Annotated in this window: 16 protein-coding genes; 3 read left to right on the top strand and 13 right to left on the bottom strand. The window is 25.2% G+C overall.

Annotation, left to right across the window (positions count from 1 at the left end; genetic code table 11):
- The first annotated feature begins 2 nt into the window (after positions 1-2).
- Positions 3-164 (top strand): DUF5989 family protein, encoded by a 162-nt coding sequence (locus tag HA152_RS07385; protein WP_209135107.1) that lies wholly within the window; start codon positions 3-5, stop codon positions 162-164.
- Here the strand turns inward: HA152_RS07385 and HA152_RS07390 are convergent.
- Positions 161-673: a 2'-5' RNA ligase family protein gene (locus tag HA152_RS07390; protein ID WP_209135108.1), complete on the bottom strand. Its 513-nt coding sequence runs from the start codon at positions 671-673 to the stop codon at positions 161-163. The two genes, HA152_RS07385 and HA152_RS07390, sit on opposite strands and share 4 nt — an antisense overlap.
- Before the next feature lie 430 nt (positions 674-1,103).
- Between HA152_RS07390 and HA152_RS09995 the strand changes: the two genes are divergently transcribed.
- Positions 1,104-1,640, top strand: coding sequence for a YdcF family protein (locus HA152_RS09995; RefSeq protein ID WP_308789026.1), 537 nt, complete (start codon positions 1,104-1,106; stop codon positions 1,638-1,640).
- A 16-nt stretch (positions 1,641-1,656) separates the two neighbouring features.
- Here the strand turns inward: HA152_RS09995 and HA152_RS07400 are convergent, their stop codons facing one another.
- From HA152_RS07400 to HA152_RS07445, 10 genes are all read right to left on the bottom strand, one after another.
- Positions 1,657-1,890 carry a hypothetical protein gene (locus tag HA152_RS07400; RefSeq protein WP_209135109.1) on the bottom strand — a complete coding sequence of 78 codons (234 nt, stop codon included), beginning with the start codon at positions 1,888-1,890 and terminating at the stop codon, positions 1,657-1,659.
- 3 nt (positions 1,891-1,893) lie between these two features.
- Entirely contained in the window at positions 1,894-3,396 is a 1,503-nt protein-coding gene (locus HA152_RS07405; RefSeq protein ID WP_209135110.1) for a hypothetical protein, read from the bottom strand.
- A 345-nt stretch (positions 3,397-3,741) separates the two neighbouring features.
- Positions 3,742-4,494 (bottom strand): HAD family hydrolase, encoded by a 753-nt coding sequence (locus tag HA152_RS07410; protein ID WP_209135112.1) that lies wholly within the window; start codon positions 4,492-4,494, stop codon positions 3,742-3,744.
- Positions 4,484-6,532, bottom strand: coding sequence for a hypothetical protein (locus tag HA152_RS07415; protein WP_209135114.1), 2,049 nt, complete (start codon positions 6,530-6,532; stop codon positions 4,484-4,486). The genes HA152_RS07410 and HA152_RS07415 overlap by 11 nt, the downstream gene beginning before the upstream one ends.
- Positions 6,533-6,535: 3 nt before the next feature.
- Positions 6,536-7,123 carry a phosphatidylinositol-specific phospholipase C/glycerophosphodiester phosphodiesterase family protein gene (locus HA152_RS07420; protein WP_209135116.1) on the bottom strand — a complete coding sequence of 196 codons (588 nt, stop codon included), beginning with the start codon at positions 7,121-7,123 and terminating at the stop codon, positions 6,536-6,538.
- A gap of 2 nt (positions 7,124-7,125) precedes the next feature.
- Positions 7,126-7,830 carry a glycosyltransferase family 2 protein gene (locus HA152_RS07425; protein ID WP_209135117.1) on the bottom strand — a complete coding sequence of 235 codons (705 nt, stop codon included), beginning with the start codon at positions 7,828-7,830 and terminating at the stop codon, positions 7,126-7,128.
- Between the two features lie 6 nt (positions 7,831-7,836).
- The gene (locus tag HA152_RS07430) at positions 7,837-9,447 is read right to left on the bottom strand and encodes an NTP transferase domain-containing protein (RefSeq protein WP_209135118.1); all 1,611 of its coding nucleotides are present in this window, start codon (positions 9,445-9,447) and stop codon (positions 7,837-7,839) included.
- A 2-nt stretch (positions 9,448-9,449) separates the two neighbouring features.
- Positions 9,450-10,454, bottom strand: coding sequence for a class II aldolase/adducin family protein (locus HA152_RS07435; protein WP_209135122.1), 1,005 nt, complete (start codon positions 10,452-10,454; stop codon positions 9,450-9,452).
- Between the two features lie 127 nt (positions 10,455-10,581).
- Positions 10,582-11,325 (bottom strand): PIG-L family deacetylase, encoded by a 744-nt coding sequence (locus tag HA152_RS07440; RefSeq protein WP_209135124.1) that lies wholly within the window; start codon positions 11,323-11,325, stop codon positions 10,582-10,584.
- Positions 11,326-11,419: 94 nt separating this feature from the next.
- Positions 11,420-12,439, bottom strand: coding sequence for a glycosyltransferase family 4 protein (locus HA152_RS07445; protein ID WP_209135125.1), 1,020 nt, complete (start codon positions 12,437-12,439; stop codon positions 11,420-11,422).
- A 179-nt stretch (positions 12,440-12,618) separates the two neighbouring features.
- Between HA152_RS07445 and galE the strand changes: the two genes are divergently transcribed.
- Entirely contained in the window at positions 12,619-13,647 is a 1,029-nt protein-coding gene (galE, locus tag HA152_RS07450) for a UDP-glucose 4-epimerase GalE (protein WP_209135126.1), read from the top strand.
- Between the two features lie 51 nt (positions 13,648-13,698).
- Here the strand turns inward: galE and HA152_RS07455 are convergent, their stop codons facing one another.
- A complete protein-coding gene (locus HA152_RS07455) occupies positions 13,699-14,313 on the bottom strand; it encodes a methyltransferase family protein (RefSeq protein ID WP_209135127.1) in 615 nt (204 codons plus the stop codon).
- Positions 14,314-14,703: 390 nt separating this feature from the next.
- Positions 14,704-15,588: a hypothetical protein gene (locus tag HA152_RS07460; protein ID WP_209135128.1), complete on the bottom strand. Its 885-nt coding sequence runs from the start codon at positions 15,586-15,588 to the stop codon at positions 14,704-14,706.
- Positions 15,589-15,669: the final 81 nt, after the last annotated feature.

Consider the following 15,669-nt stretch of genomic DNA (forward strand, 5'->3'; position numbering starts at 1 on the left):
TCATGGAAGCTTTTCTTGATCTAGTTAAAGATATATGGGACTTTATGAAAGTACGTAAAAAGTATTGGCTTGCTCCTTTAATAATAACCATTGTCTTAATGGGGACATTAATAGTATTTACACAAGGATCAGTTATAGCTCCATTTATTTATTCTATTTTTTAATTCAATTCGAAATTCTCTATAATTTTCCATTGAGATATATTTTCATTAACATCTACGAATGATAATTTATTTATTAATAGATTATTTTTAAGTTTAGGAAGATTTATTATAATATTCTTTTTAACAGATTCTTTAAATGAACCATAAATCAAACTAATATGAGGATCAAAATTAGAATGTGAATCAAATTTCTTCATTCTAAATAAAGAATTTCTTATGTTTTGTAATCTAATTGAATTTTCTACCGAAATATATATTGATTTATAAAAATGTTTTTCAAATGTATATTTTTTAATTTTTAAATTAATAGACTTATTTGTTTTTGCATAATTATCCATTGAATCGTAAATAGATTTATCAAGCCTTAAATATGGCCCAGCCAAAGTAATATGTACATCAAATCTTGGTCCTTGCAAATTTGAATACACTTTATTTCTTATTAAGTTTAAAAATTTTGTATCTTCCGCGTTAAATTGCCCCCAAATCCAAAAAGCCTTAGTTATTCGCATTAATTTTTTTTCTAAAATTTTTCTCTTATTTATTTGCTAATCTTAAGAAAGTTTTGTTAATTAGCAAACAAATTTAGGATAATAATTTTTTAACATTAAAGTTAATTTTAATTGTATTTATATCATTAAATATCATTAACAAGAATTAATAGAATTTTTATAGAAAATTTATTATCTTTAAATTAGATTTATACTAAAAATAATTTTTTTATTAAGCAAATTATTACCTTTAATTTTTTCTCCATTAGGGCTTACATTATCATTTTTACTAATTTTTGGTATTAAAAAAAGTTCTAAGTTTATTTTAGGAATAATTTCTTTTTTATATATATTTAGTAATGGTATTATATCAAATGGCTTAGCCAGAATTGTAGAGTATCCTTGGAAAAGATTAGATATTAATTCCCCGAATTATGCTGATGCTATTGTAGTGCTAAGTGGTGGTAGACACTTACCACCAGGAAATTCAGAAATAATTGAATGGTATGACCCAGATAGATTCTTATCAGGAGTAGAACTTTACAAGTCCGGGAAGGCTGAAAATCTCATATTCACTGGAGGCATTAACCCTTACTTTCCTGAAATACCCCCTGAGGGAGATTTATATAAAAAAGAAGCATTATCTATAGGTATTCCTAAAGATGATTTATATACTACTTCACCAGTTTTGAATACTGAACAAGAGGCACGAGCAATAAAAAAATTATTTAATAGTATGTTTAATAAAAAACGTCCTAAAATTATTTTAGTTACAAGTGCATTTCATATGCAAAGAGCAAAAAAACTTTTCGAGAGAAAAAATATTACTGTATATCCATACCCTGTCGATTTTAAGAGTCAGAAAGTAAATTCGTACTCTATTTTTTTAAATCCATTAAATTGGGCTCCCAATGCTATGCATCTAAATAATAGTTCGATTGCAATTCGAGAACTTCTAGGTAGACTTTTTTACAAAACTTGGAATTAAGATTTAAAAATATATATTATTTATATTTCAAATGATCTAATTCGCATACTAAAAGAAGAATAGAATCTTTCTCAATAGAATTTAAGAGAATTGAATTATCTTTACATAAAGTGGATGCCATAAGTCTAATTTTATCTATATATAGAGGCTGATTTTTCCAAAAAATATGCTTTAAACTATTTGGGATAAAAATAAGCTGAGCAGATGAACAAACTCCTAAAAAAATTATTGTTTTAATAAATATTTTCATTTTTTAATTATTATCTTTTATCCATTCATTTATTAGACTATTTTTGTGAGTAAATGCCGCATTTGATCTGATGCCTTTCATAGAGTGAAATATATGTTGAATATCACTACTATTACAATTATTCAAATCTAGAAACTCTTTGAAAAAAGTAATTAACTTTTTATCCGTAGTACATATTGAATTATCTTTTTTATAAAAATTATTCATCTCAGAAATAGTTAATGAAACTGAGCCCAAATCCTCTTTAGTACTCTCTTTTATACTAATGTAAGCATCTTTATTAGGGGTCCATGCATAATTGTAAGAAATTAAAGCTGTAACAAGTAAAAAAAGTATAGGGAGTCTTATCTTCTTAAACAAATTATTACTAAAGTTGGAAGTTAAATAAATTAAAATTAAATTTGAAATTATAAACAAAGGAATAATCAAATAAGCATGCGCTGTAGTCATCCCATCATATCCTAAGGATGTTCTAAAAATAACTACTCCAAATGCAGTAGCCAATCCATAAAAGATTGTAAAACTAGCAAAAAATTTTAATTCTTTTATTATTGATTTTTTAAACAAAAAATATCCAGAAATTATGCATGGTAAGATACAAAAAAACCATATATATATGAAATCTTGAAAACCTGGGAATCTATCACGACTAAATATAGTTTGTATTATCAAAAATATATTGCCAGGGATAACCCATCTTTCAAAAGGATTCTTAAATAAAGATGTAATACATTCTTCAGGCTGAGCAAGTCCATCTATTAAACAAAGAGGGAAAGCAGCGCTTAATGTACCATGATTACTATCTTGAATAGTCCAGCCAATAATAGAAATAATAATCATAGAGACTATAATCAAAAATATATTTAAATTTGAAATGTTTAAAATAGTTTTTATTCTAAAAGTATTTTTATAATTAAAAAAAAGAAATATTATGGATAATGAGAAAATAGGAAAAGTAACAGCTTTTGCAATGGTTAATAGAGTTATGAATAAAAATGAATATTTCAAAAATTCAAAAGAATTTAATTTTTCACTTTCGTTTAATTGATTCATACATAAAGATGAAAATAACAAAATTAATATAAATATTGGCCAATTAGAAACTGAAAGATTGTACTGTAACTCACTTCCAAAAATAATAAACAGAAGAATAAGAAAGGAATTATTTAATATAAGGTTATTAATTCTTGATATACCTACCTTAAGAACTAAATTTGTATTATTAAAAGTCTTTATAAAATAGAAAAATGCGAGAGAAATTAAGGCAAATTTAATCTTATATGAGTTTATGATATTTACTTTTGAAAAAATTGTGAATGGTATAATTAAAGACCCAGGAGTTAAATGATTTGCACTCATTATTGATGGATAAGCAGTGGGTATTCTTATGGGACCTGAATAATCAAGAGAAAATATGCCGTTTAGCCAGCCAAAATAAAGAATATCATGATCTCCAAATCGCCATTTATCAGGAAAAATCTCATAAGTAAAAAAAATCAAAATCAAAAAAGAAGTTAAATATATTATTAAATTTTTACTAGTAAAATATTTATTTTTAAATCTAAAGTATTTATAAATATCTATTTTATATTTTTTAAAATTATATATTAGATTTAAAACAGCCAAAGCAAGAATTAAATAAATATAAATTGAAATAAACCTCGCATTTGTAAATGCAAATAATTGAATTGGAGAAATGATTATAAAAAGACTTAAAAAAAAAGTTATGAAATTGATTTTCTTAAATATTATTAAAGAAAAAATTATGCAAATAAAAATTCCGACAAAAAAAGAGAGTATTAACATTTACAAATTTATATCCACTATTAGTTACTTAATATTAAAACTTAACTACAATCCTTTTTCAACTTTAGAAATCAGATTAATTAATGAAGAGAAATTATCAAAGCTTATATCTGGAATTATATTTTCATATTTATAATTACGATTATTTTCATTTTTATGAATACTAATTAAACCAAAATCATTTGCTCCTTTAATGTCTGCATTTAAATTATCTCCAATCATCCAACATTTGCTAGGACAAATTCCAAGTTTTTCAATAGCTAATTTAAAAGAAGCATTGTTGGGCTTGTCAAATCCTGATTCTTCAGAAGTTACTATAAAATCGAAAAAATCTTCTAAACCAAAAAATATAATTTTCCTAAATTGAATTTGAGATGTCAGATCTGTAATTATGGCAGTAGTTATATTTAAATCTTGTAATTTTAGTAAAAGTTCCTTTATACCTGGATATAAATTACATGTTTGCAAAAAAGTTCGCCAGTAAGTTTGTTCTAAATCTAAAGTCAACAAAAGTTGAGAGTTAACTCCCAAAAGTTCGATTGTCCTTTGTATGTATAAAAGTCGACTATGAGAACTTGCATTTGATCCCAGTCTTAATTTAATTTCTTTTCTAGCTTTTTCAAACTCTGAATTGAATAGTTTTATAGGAATTCCCAGTAATTTATTTGCCTTGACCGCTAATGCTTTTGAGGCAGCCTTATGGGCTGGTAAATATGGATATAGAGTATTATCAGTATCAAAAATAACAGCTTTAGGAAGCTCAAATATCGATTTATTATTGTAAACTTTATAACTCATTTAAATTTAAGTTCCTACATTTGAAAAACTGGGAAGCTTGCATTAATACTATTAATTGCATTATACCAATTGAATCCGATCTCCATTTAGGCTCCACATCTATTATTTCGGATAAATCAGGAATTAACTTTTTAGAAACTAACATTATGTCTTCTGACCATACTTCTCCTTCAATAGTTAAATGCGAGCTTAAATTTATTTCATCAATCTCTAAATTAACTTTAAGACCACAAATAGATATTAAAGCTTTTACAAGTTTCTCTGAATAAATGCCATTTTTTAAAAAAACATCTAATTTTAAAAGATTTCGATTAGTTTTAATTGAATATGGTTTTTCATCATTTACGTTTGATATTGAAAAAATAATATCTGAAATAGATTTTTGATTACTATATAAATTTCTATATTTTTCTATATCTTTAATATCCATAAAATCATTTGAGATATTTTCATTTTTTGAGTTTTTATTAAACCAATTTTTGTTAATTTGAAAAGAAGGTTCCACAAATATTTTAATTCCAAAATAATCTGCAAATGATTTTGATTGATATAATTGATAACCATTTACTATGATGAAATTCTTATTTTCATTAAACTTCTTAAAGCTTTCAATTCCATTATTTTCTAATTTTGCATTTTGCTTATTTTGCAATATATTTATACTTTCACTTAATCTTAAAAAATCTTGAGATATTGGTTTTAATCTTGATTCTGTTTTCCACATGGGTGATTTTCTTGACCACTTCAAATAATCTTTTTGATAAACCATATGAACTGAGTGATTACCCAGAATATCTACAATAGCTTCACTTAATATTGATTTTCCACTGCTTGGCCCCCCACAAATACCAATAGTAGTAGGCAATCTACTAATTTTGAAATAATCATTATTTTTAATACTTTCTCTGTATAGTCTTAAGCATAAAATAATACCTATTCCAATAAATAATGTATATAAAAAGTCTTGGCTAAAATTATTTTCTAACAAATTACTTTTAACAATTCTATTTCCTAGAAAATATATATTTGATCCAGAAAAATTATTAACCATAAAAATTATAGATATAAGAGAGAAAAACAAGACTGATAATTTTCCAGTTAAATCTGAATTTATTTGATAAATAATTAGAAATGGTAAAGACCATAAAAACCATCCAGGTGTAGGAGGCATCATCAAAGCTGCTATTAAGAAAACCAGTCCTGTAATTGATGTTAATAATGTGAAATTTGAGCGTTTAATTCGCCACATCGAATAAAAAATAAGAATAAGGACTATTGGCAATATGAAAACATTTGAATCATTTCCAAGAGGAAAACGAAGCCAAAATAATGAAGTTTTGAGTGGTGTCCCAAATACCATTTCTCTATATCCGGTTGAAGATAATGGAGAAAAAACTAATATCGATAATGAAAATAACAATGAATTACAAAAAAGTGGTAAACCTTTTGAAAACCTTTTATTTTGCCAAAGATAAATTATAGGTATTGGAAGTATCAAAAAACTGCTTAATTTTGAGGCTATAGCAAAACCTAATAAATAACCGCTTTGCCTAAATCTATTAATTGAAAGTAAAAAATAAGCCCATAATAATAAAACAGATGGGATTAAATCTATTTGGCCATGAATGTATGTGACATAAAAGATGAGAGGCGATAACCAATAAAAGTAAATGATGTTTTTAATTCTTGATGGGAATAACTTGTAAATTAAAATAAACCCAAGGATATCAAATACTAAGATTGTCAACTTAAATCCAAGACCAATTAAATAAGTTTCTAAACCTATGATAGAGCCTAAATTATGGCCAATATAAGTAAGGGGTAAAAAGACCATAAACATGATTGGTCCATATGGGAAACTCAGTGGATCGCCTTTTTCTAATAAGAAATTTGACCATATATCTAATGAAGGATTATTAAAAAAATAGATAAAAAAAGTATTAAAATATTTTTCTTGAATAATTGGAATAAAGCAAAAAATTGCTATTAATTTTATAAATAAGATAGAGATAAACAATTTGTTTTTGAAAATTGTCATAAATTATTCATTCCAAAAACTATATTTTTTTGTACAAATCGCATCAATTTCAAAATTATTTTTAAGTATATAATCTTTTAATTCTTTGCATTCCTTTTTACCAAAACCTTGTAATTCCGGAGAAACAAGGCATATTTTAAAATTTGAACTTTTCAATTCTAAATAATTTGTTTTATTTAGTGGCAGTCTTGTAAAAAAGTCAATCCAAACCCAATTTAAAAGTCCCTTCATTTGCAAAACTGTCTCTATAGATTCATATTCAGAAAACCTTACTGCTGTCCTTTTCTCACCTTTTTTTATTGTTTTTATTAAAAATGGAAATGATTGATCCAAGAAGAAAAAATTATTAATTGAAAATTTAGACATTAAATCTAATAATTTATTTTCTAAACCTTCTTCTTTGATATTTAAGATTAAAGTTCCATGTTTATAAAAAGAAATCCATTCTTCAAAATCGACATAATTTGAAAATGGATCATGAGAAACAACTAATTTATCTTGATTTGATCTAATGTCCACTTCCACTCCATATTTAGTTGGAGTTTCTAATAATTGATTAATTTGATTTCTTCTATGCGCTATTATTTCCATATTTATTTATTTTTTAAAAAATTAAGCCTTAAACTATAATTTATCGTTCTTAAAATAAATATCCATTTTGATTTCAAACTATAATTCCAAGATGAGATTCCAAATATCCTCTTAGAGAAATTTACTGGAAATCTATATATATTATATCTATTTTTTTTTGCCAAAAAATATACATATAAATCAATCGCAAAATCTTCAGGAGGATTAACCCAAGATTTATAAAAATCTCTATGAAATAAGGTAGGTTGCGCATTGACGTCATAGATAACTTCTCTAAATAAAATCGATTCAAAAATACTCATTGAGAATGTAAAAAAAGAATCAAAAAAAGGTCTTTTTATTCTTCTACCTTTTATAAAGAAATTTGAATTATTTAATTTTTCACTATAATTTTCCAGTGCTTTAATAAAGTCTAATGGATCAGTTTGCAAATCAGCATGAGTCCATCCTAATATTTTGCCCTTTGCATGCCTCAGTCCTTCAAGAATGCCATGACCGTATCCAATATTTTTTTTAATAAAAACTACTTTTAGAAAGGGATAAATTTTTAAAAATTTCCCTAAAATAATTCTTGAATCATCTGTTGATCCATTATCTACTAATATCAATTCAATATCTTTTTCTAAAAAAATACTATATACTCTTTCAATGATTAGCTTAAGATTCTTAGATTCATTAAAACATGGAATTATTAATGAAAAACGCATATTTTTTTAAGTTAATATATTATTGAAATCATTATCTAATATTTTCTTATATGGGTGATCATTCCATTTATTAAAACATTCCTGCCAATACTTATAAGTATGCAAATCATTTGGCGTTCCCCAACATAAGAAAAATTGAACTTCCATAAAAACTACATTTAGACCTAAACCAATAGCCTCATTAATACAACTATCTACATAATATTCATTATTAACTGTATGTTTTTTTTCAATTAAAATTTGAGCGGCTTTTGAAAAGAATTCAGGTTTTTTAAAGGTAAATGTTCCAATCACGCAAGGATCATCTTGAGGATTTTTAGTATTCTTTTTAACAATTATTTTCTTAATAATATTCTTTTCTTCAATTATCCATCCATACATTTGAGGATTTTTTATAGCGCCAGGATAACCTCTACATCCCCAAACAATGATATCTACATTATCGTTATCCATAAGATTCTTAAAATTTTTATAATCGAAAATAATTCCCATATCGCAAGCACTAATAGTTAAAGGAGTATTTAAACTTAAATTTTCAATGGCCTGTAAACATGTATCTGCTTGACCTTTTGTAGGCTTATCAAGAACTAGTAAATTAATATTATTTTTTTTATTTTCTTTTATTAGTTCTAAATTTCTAAAATTTGATAATTGATTATTTTTTATAACTAAATGGTAAGAATCCATTACTGGCAAGTCATTTAGTGCTTGCTGAAACATATTTTTACCAGAGACTTCTATAAGGGGCTTTGGTAAAGTAAAACCTTTTATTTTAAATCTTTTACCTTCGCCAGCCATTGGCATTAGGATAGTTCCTATTTGATAAGGCCTAAATGAATTTTGATTATTTATTAAAGATTTAAAAAGATCAGAATACCATAAATATTCTTTTAGATCTGAGGGAGTTCCCCATTGCATGAAATGATCAATTAAAAAAGTATTAACTTTTTTCCCCTCATTAAGCATAATTTTATAAACCATAGAGACATAGTATTCTCCTTTTATTTCTAAATTAGAAGCCAATGTTTTTTTAAAATAATTTTTCATTATCAACCCACTTTTAAAATAGTAACTACCGCTTGAGGCTTCCTCATTCATCGGTTCATTAGTAAAAGGTTTTTTTTCTTGTATATCTTTAACTGAGTTTTTTAATTTGCTTACATAAGCATAATTTGTACTTGAAATCATATGGGGATGAAACCCCGTATAGGTAAATATACAGCCATCAGGATTTTCTTTTTTTATCATTTCGATAAAAGATTTTTCATTAAATAAACAAAAAAAGTCGCAATAATTTACTATAGTTGGCATTTTAGGATTAATAAAATCTAATGCTTGTAGAACAGCAAAAACAGGTCCTTTTTTATGAGGCTTAATAGAGACTACATTACTATTAGGATGAATTTCTTTTAAAGTCATCATCATATTTAATTTTTTATCTGCTAAGTGATCCTCATTACATATAAAAACAACTGATTCAATATTTTTAAAAATATTAAATACATGATTTATAATCGGCTTACCATTTACCTCAATTAGAGGCTTTGGAACTTTGTATCCTTCATTTATAAACCTTAATCCAATACCAGACATTGGAATAACTAATTGAAATTTCATATCTATTTGTTAATTAATTTACGATATTTTTCGGCATTCCAGTTAAGAAGTTCATTCTCCTCTCTATCTGTTAAATAATTAATATCAGTATTTGAGGGTATTCTTTGAACAATTAATAAAATCGAGTAAAGAAGTTCTTCCTCAGTTAACTGAAAATCAAAAGGGATTAGAATTCCCTTATTTGGAAAAATTATTATACCTTTTTTAAATGAATTAGAATGCTTTAAATTATTAATTTCACGCTCATCGTTCAAAATATACCATTTTGTTCCTAAAAAAACTGCTTGATCAGGGAAAAGGACTCCCCCCGTAATTATTGATATTGCCTGTTTTGAAAATGCTAATTTATGAAGCTCTTCAAATTGAGGTAATTTATAACCCGTATCAATAATATATTTACTTTTAATAGTATGATTTAAATCAGGAATTAAATTGGGTTTAACAGCTAATCTATTAGAAATATTTTTAACTAGTTGATAAACTTCTTCTGGGCTATTGCTACCAGCCACAAGTCCATGATTAGACAATAAAATTACCTCGGGAAAGTCATTTTTTACTACCTCTCTCACAGCATTTGTTAATTGCTTGCCAGGTTTTTTATATTTTACAACCTCCCATTTTATACCTTTAAGTAAGGGTACGATTGAATTATAAAAATCTTTCCTCACCAACCAACTAATTGTATTTACGCAATGAACATGCAGGACACATTTAAAAGGCATTAAAGCATGCAGTGTTGTTTCTATAGAGGGTTTCAAACCTCCTTCAGTGTCCCATGAGTTATCTAAAGGGTCCTCCTTATCATTAACAATTGAATATAAAATCTTATCTAAATCAGTTTTTACAAATATATTCCTTTTTTTTGCATCAACTAATTTCTGGCCTGAACTCTTAATGTATAAAATATTATCATTTTTGTAAGAAATGTTCCCACCTGGCCCCTGAACTAGTAATTTATCAGCTCCCACTTTTTGAGAAATTTCTAATAATGATTTAGGGATATCCAATTTAGTCAAGAAGTTTAATAACTGATAATACATTAGTTAATTTATACTTTTGAAGCAAATAAATAAATATTTCATAATTAAAATTAAATACTTTAAAAAGGATCTTAAATTAAGACTATTTAAAAAATTACTTATTTATGTAAAATTTATTTATAAAAAAAATCCAATCTAATTTATTACATCTTTTATGAATCTCATAAAGTGGTTTATTTTTTAATTTGCGAAATATTGAATTTTTATCTGATATTAATTTATAGTTTAAAGTAAAAATTCTTGCTGGTCTATTTAAAATAATATTAAATATATAAGGAATAAAAAGAAATATCCAAGATAAGCATTGAGATTTATAAACTATAAACATAAAATAAAGAGATTTAATGGGCAATTCTCTTAAATTGTTCTTCTTATTTAAGAAAACATTATCACTATATTTATTATTTGACATTACGGAAAATAAGCCAAAACTTCCTAAAGCAGTATAAGTAGAGTAGAAATAAACAATTTTATTATTATTCTTAATTAAATTTAATGCTGTACATAAACCTATAGTGTCATGATCTTGATGTCCTCCTTCAATTACAGGAGATAAAATAATATCAAATTTGTTAAATAATTCCTTAATAATATTGTCTAATTCTTCATAACTTTTATGCAAACAACCATCTACAAACTCATAACCTAAATCACTAGCAAATATAGGTTGCCAATTGTTCATTAAACATGATTTTATAGCTTCTTTTCTTCTTATGGAATTTCCTATAAAAAAAAGAGCATTAATTTTATATTTCTTGGTATTAAATTGCTTGATAAAAGGGAATGTAAATATTTCGTCATCTGGATGAGGGCATAGAACTAATATAGTATTATTCATTAAAATTACTTAGATAAATTGAATATTCAAAAAAATAAAGCTTAAAGTATTTGATTTGAGAATAGCCTAAAATTTTTTTGAGCTTTATAAAAGTCTATAAATAAACTTTTTTAAAAATTGATAAATAATTACCTTTATTAGAATTTACAGAAAAATATCTTTCTACTCTATTTCTTGCATTTTGGCCTAAAAACTTTCTAAGAGAAGCATCTTGAATAAGATTTGAAAGGGCCTCAAACCATTCAATATCATTATTTACAAGAATTCCTGATAAATTATTTTCAATTACTCTATTATTACAGCCTAAATTACTTGCTACTACTGGAAGTCCCAAAGCCATGTACTGAAGTGCTTTCAAACCACTTTTTCCTTTAATCCATTCATTATCTGGTAAAGGATATAAACCTATATCGATTCTTTGCAAAGTTTTTATCTCTATTGAACTCTCCCAAGGAACTGTTTCTATATTAACCCCCTTTATTTTAAAATTAGTTGCACCCATAACTAGTAATTTAAAATTATACTTTTGCGATAATTTAATTAATACTTCATCTAAAAGATGCAAATAAGGAACTGTCGAATGGCTCCCTGTCCAACCTATAATTAATTTACTTTCATTTGAATATTTATTTATTGGAAGATACTTTTCAGTATTTATTGTTGAAGAAATATCTTTTGTATTTTTATTATATTTTTTTGCAATAGAATCTAGTGTAGGAGTACATGTTATACAAAAATCAGATTCCTTCATTAATAAAAAAAATCTACTTCTAGATTTAAAAAAGCGAGAAATATTATTTTGTTTTGAAGTATTTAATTGAAATACCATATCATCAATATCATATATAGTCTTCTTAGCTATTTTTAAATAAAGCCATTCAAGAATTGGTGGGCCTAAAGGACAAACATTCAGATGTATATAAATTCCATCAACAAAAGGTAACTTAAATAAATATAAAAATCTCTTCAAAAATCCTTGTACAACACCAATAATTTTTTTAATTATGTATCCTTTTCTATATAAAATTGAGAATGTATCAATCGCGAAAAAAGGAACAACCTCTATTCTAAATCCTTTTTCTTTAAGAAATTCAATATATTGTTCGTATTTCAATCTCTGAGAAGGAACTTTATCAAAAGGGTAGGGGCAGAAAATCAATATTTTTTTTTTAAAAAAATTTTGTTTCAAAATAAAATTATGAAGGATTTTCATATAATAAATTACTATAAATAAATATTTATCAAATTTTTTAAATATTTAAATTAAATTATTTTTAAAGCCATTATTTTGATATGTATATTTTAGTAACTGGTGGAGCAGGTTACATAGGTAGTCATACTGTTAGAGCTTTGCAAAAGGAGAACTTTGAAGTTGTAGTGCTTGATAATTTAATTTATGGTCATAAAAAAATTGTAGAAAATGTTTTAAAAGTTCCCTTAATTGTTGGTGATATTGGTAATAAAGAACTAATAACTCAAATCCTAAGTGGGAAACACCCAAAGACAAATGGCAAAAAAATAATGGCTGTTATTCATTTTGCGGCTTTTGCATATGTTGGAGAAAGTGTGAAAAAACCCTTGAAGTATTATATAAATAATGTCAAAAAATCAATATCTTTTTTTGAATCAATTTTTGAAGAATCATCAAATAGAAGTAAAGGGGAAATATCTAGACAGATTCCTATTGTATTTTCAAGCACCTGCGCAACATATGGAATTCCAAAAAAATTACCAATAATTGAATCAACGGAACAAAATCCTATAAACCCTTATGGCAGAAGCAAATTAATGATAGAAAATATTCTTAAAGATTTATATTTTTCTCACAATATTCCAAGTATGATCTTTAGATATTTTAATGCAGCAGGAGCTGACCCGAAAGGCGATATTGGAGAAAATCATATCCCTGAAACTCATCTTATTCCACTTGCTTTTGATGCTTTAACAAAAGAAAAATGTAAGTTTCAGTTATTCGGAAATGATTATCAAACTTTTGATGGAACATGCATTAGAGATTATATTCATGTAACTGATATCGCTGATGCTCACGTAAAAGGATTAATAAAAATACTAAATGAAGGAGGTCAACATATTTATAATTTAGGAACAGGTAATGGATTATCAGTTAAGCAGGTTCTTAAATCGATTGAGAAAGTAACCAATTTGGAATTAAATATTGAAATTCATCCGAGAAGGCAAGGAGATCCTCCAATTTTAGTAGCCTCTCCAAATAAAGCTTTAAATGAACTTAATTGGAAACCTTCATATTCTAATATTGATACTATTGTGGAACATGCTTGGAAATGGTATCAAAGAATTTAGTATTTTTTTATTTTTTTTATAATATTGATTCCCAAAATAATTTTTATATGCTCACCTAATTAGTGGCAAAAATTTCTTTGTTTGAGTCTTATAGTAATTGTATGATTTACCAAATTTTCTAACTAATGTCTTCTCCTCAAAATAAGATCCAATATCAATATAAAAAATTATTGAAAACAGATTAGCAAAAAAAAGGTCTGAATATATGGTAGAGGAAGTTATATAAACTAAAACTATGCCAAGATACATTGGGTGTCTTATATATTTGTATAAAAAATTTGTGTTTATTATTTGTTCCTTATTTTTAGTTTCGTCAGAATTTGAAAAAAAATCAAACATCTGAGTAATTCCAGTAAAAAGACCAATATCAAAATGAAATACAGTAATGATTAAGAATATATTTGCAATTCTATTAAGAAAATATAATATAAATTCACCCTCGGGAGGAGCAGAAAAAAATATAATTGATGGTTTTAAATTCCTAATTAAATCATATATTAAAACAAAAATAATACATTGAGAAATAAAATAAATAAAAGGATAAAAATGTAATTGAAATTTTTCCCCAAGAATAGTTTTTACTTTTTTTTTAAAAAATGGTCTAGCAAGTATTGAATGCTGTAAACCAAAAATTGTCCATAAAAAAAAACACAAACTAGAATTCATAATTTTCAAGAGTTAACCCATTTAATTGCTTTCTGAGTTATAAAAGCACTAATAAAAAACCAAAAAATTGGATTAATAAAAAAATTTAAATAATAAGAAAAATTATTATATAAATGAAATATTAAATCATTAATATTGTTAATATAAGCTATTTCAGATTGATATTTATTCCCAACTAATAAAGGTCCAACTTGGAAAAAGTTTACAATCATTGGTGTTATGTAAACCAAAGAAAAAATTGAGACTATATTGAAAAGATGAATTATTTTAAAATTTTTACTTCTCATTCAATTCTGACTTTCAATTTAAATATAACCACCAATAAAAAATTGTAAAGCAATAATAGATATTAAATTACTATTTCAGATCTTATATTGAAAATTAATTTTATCAATTTTGTTTTGAAAAAATATATGATCCTACCGAGTTTCTAATATGTTTATTAGAAAATTGCCATATAAAGCCATCTATATAAAAATGATAAAGTTGAAATATAATGGGTATTAAATAAAATATTGAATAATTACCATTATTAAATTTCTGACTTGGCATTCCAAAATAAGCTAATGCCGTCATTAAAAATGAATAAGAGATTACAAATAATAAATTCTTTTTTATTGTATTCTCTAATTTTAAAGGACTTTTCATTACTGTATTATTAACTATATTAATTTTTCGCATTTTTATAGACCATATTAATGCAATATATTGACACCAATGCATTCCTACACCTAAAGCAGTAGCTAATGCGAGATTATCAATAAATAGTAGAGGAAGATAAATACTAATCCCAGTAATAAAAGCAAAAACCCCTCTAGCTAAATCGGAAAATTTAACTATTGATAATAAATAAATAACTATTAAAGAAAATAAAATTAAGTTTGCCAAACCACTTGTTAAGCTGAAAGATAATATTCCTGGTTTTGAAATACCAATAACTAAACAAAAAAAGGAAATTCCGTAAGTTAGAAAAGAGCTTATAAAATTATTATTTTTTGATAACTTTAGTATTCCAATACTCTGTCTAGTCACATGCCATCCAGAAGCTAAATAATGAAAAATTAAAACTATTCCATTGTTAAATTTCCAAATAATTAAAACTGCGATAATTAAATATAAAGGTAGTAGGAAAAATTTATAACTATTTTCTTTAATCCAATTCCAATTTTCTCTATCAAAAAAGAATAACCAAGTTGAAGCAAAATGTGTTTCCGCAAATAAAAATAAAACTGAAAGGAATAAAAAAGGAGCCAAAAAAGGAAAATTAACAATCAATATTAAATAGATTATGGGAAACCAAAGTGGGTAAAATATAAAAAGATTATCATTAAAAAGAGTATTTGTTATTCTTGTGTT

This window comes from Prochlorococcus marinus XMU1412 (genome assembly GCF_017696315.1).
GTDB lineage: Bacteria > Cyanobacteriota > Cyanobacteriia > PCC-6307 > Cyanobiaceae > Prochlorococcus_A > Prochlorococcus_A marinus_AF.